Below are 2,551 nucleotides of genomic sequence, written 5' to 3' on the forward strand. Positions count from 1 at the left end.
GGGCGGCCCCCCCCCCGGCCGCCGCCCCCCCCCGGGCCGCCCTCCGGCACCCTGTTCCGGAGCGCGCCGCGTCCCCCCTTTTCCGGCATCACCTCTCCCGTCATGCCGGATCTTGACGGTAAGCGGCACGGACCCGCGCCTTCCTCCTGTCTGAGGGGGAGCCGCGGCGCTCCCCCGGGGGAGGAGAGGGGGCCGTACGTACAACCAGCGCGGTATGCCGCACCCCCCGAAGGGCGGAGGGCGGCCGGCCAACTCGGGCCGGTGCCGGGGCGTATGTCCCCCTTGGCGAGGAGTGGCCGTCCGGCCCGGCATCTCCCCCTACCTCCAGTGGTGCAACCCGCGCGGATCGGGTAACTCTCACAAGTAGCGCTGTCCAGCGGCCGACCGGCCCGCCGGCGCAGAACTCCCGATCCCGCGGCGAGGTGAGCTCCTGATGACCGCTCCATCCATCCGCAACGTTTCCGAGCGCGAAGCACGCCAGGTCGCCGAGGCGGCCCGCGAGCAGGACTGGCGCAAGCCCAGCTTCGCCAAGGAACTGTTCCTGGGGCGTTTCCGGCTCGACCTCATCCATCCGCACCCGACCCCCGCGGTCGACGACGTACGCCGCGGCGAGAAGTTCCTCGCCACGCTGCGCGACTTCTGCGAGACGGAGATCGACGGCGCCCGGATCGAGCGCGAGGGGCAGATCCCGGACGAGACCGTGAACGGGCTCAAGGAGCTCGGCGCGTTCGGCATGAAGATCGATGCGAAGTACGGCGGCCTGGGGCTCACCCAGGTCTACTACAACCGGGCGCTCGCGCTGGTCGGCACCGCCAGCCCCGCCATCGGCGCGCTGCTCTCCGCGCATCAGTCGATCGGCGTACCGCAGCCCCTGAAGCTGTTCGGCACCAAGGAGCAGAAGGAGACCTTCCTGCCGCGCTGTGCCCGTACGGACATCTCGGCGTTCCTGCTGACCGAGCCCGATGTCGGCTCGGACCCGGCCCGGCTGGCGACCTCGGCGGTCCCGGACGGCACCGACTACGTCCTCGACGGGGTCAAGCTGTGGACCACCAACGGGGTGGTCGCCGATCTGCTGGTGGTGATGGCGCGAGTGCCCGCCTCCGAGGGGCACAAGGGCGGCATCACGGCCTTCGTCGTCGAGGCCGGCTCCCCCGGCATCACGGTCGAGAACCGCAACGCCTTCATGGGCCTGCGCGGCCTGGAGAACGGGGTGACCCGCTTCCACCAGGTACGGGTCCCCGCCGCCAACCGCATCGGGCCCGAGGGTGCCGGCCTGAAGATCGCCCTGACCACCCTCAACACCGGCCGGCTCTCGCTGCCCGCGATGTGCGTCGGCTCCGGCAAGTGGTGCCTGAAGATCGCCCGTGAGTGGTCCGCTGCCCGCGAGCAGTGGGGCCGGCCGGTCGCCAAGCACGAGGCCGTCGGCGCCAAGATCTCCTTCATCGCCGCCACCACCTTCGCCCTCGAAGCCGTCGTCGACCTCTCCTCCCAGATGGCCGACGAGAACCGCAACGACATCCGCATCGAGGCCGCCCTCGCCAAGCTCTACGGCTCCGAGATGGGCTGGCTGATGGCCGACGAGCTCGTCCAGATCCGCGGCGGCCGCGGCTACGAGACCGCCGACTCGCTCGCCGCCCGCGGCGAACGCTCCGTCCCCGCCGAGCAGATGCTCCGCGATATGCGCATCAACCGGATCTTCGAGGGCTCCACGGAGATCATGCATCTGCTGATCGCCCGCGAGGCGGTGGACGCCCATCTGTCGGTCGCCGGTGACCTCATCGACCCCGACAAGTCCCTCGCCGACAAGGGCCGGGCGGCGGCCAAGGCCGGCGGGTTCTACGCCCGCTGGCTGCCCAAGCTCGTCGCCGGTCCGGGCCAACTCCCGCGTACCTACCAGGAGTTCGGCCGTCTGGCCGGTCATCTGCGCTATGTCGAGCGGACCTCACGCAAGCTCGCCCGCTCCACCTTCTACGCGATGTCCCGCTGGCAGGGCCGGATGGAGACCAAACAGGGCTTCCTCGGCCGGATCGTGGACATCGGCGCCGAACTCTTCGCGATGAGCGCCGCCTGCGTACGGGCCGAGTACCTGACCGAGACCGGCGATCACGGCCGCGAGGCGCAGCAGCTGGCCGATGTGTTCTGCCGGCAGGCGCGGATTCGCGTCGAGGAGCTGTTCGGCCGGCTGTGGACCAACACCGACGAACTCGACCGCAAGGTCGTCGACGGGGTCCTCGACGGCAGCTACACCTGGCTGGAGGAGGGCATGATCGACCCCAGCGATGACGGCCCCTGGATCGCGGATGCCACCCCGGGCCCGAGCGGGACGGACAGTGTCCGGCGGCCCATCCGCTGAGCGGACCGCGGCTGCACACACCCGGGGCGGGTCCGCACGTCGGACCGGCCCCGGGTGTGTGCGGTGCGCAGCAGTCGGGGCCCGCAAGATCGGTATGACCTGCCCTAGGGCGTGTCGTTTGGATCATGGCGGGCTCGCGGGGTCTGGCACGCACGCTCGCCGCGTTGTCGTCACTCGCCGACGCTCCGCGTCGACTCC

At 71.1% G+C, this 2,551-nt stretch carries 1 protein-coding gene; it reads left to right on the forward strand.

The features are described 5' to 3' along the window. The first annotated feature begins 433 nt into the window (after window positions 1-433). Entirely contained in the window at window positions 434-2,353 is a 1,920-nt protein-coding gene (locus ACWGI6_RS38160; protein ID WP_453271768.1) for an acyl-CoA dehydrogenase family protein, read from the forward strand. Window positions 2,354-2,551: the final 198 nt, after the last annotated feature.

Source organism: Streptomyces sp. NPDC054786 (assembly GCF_053611685.1).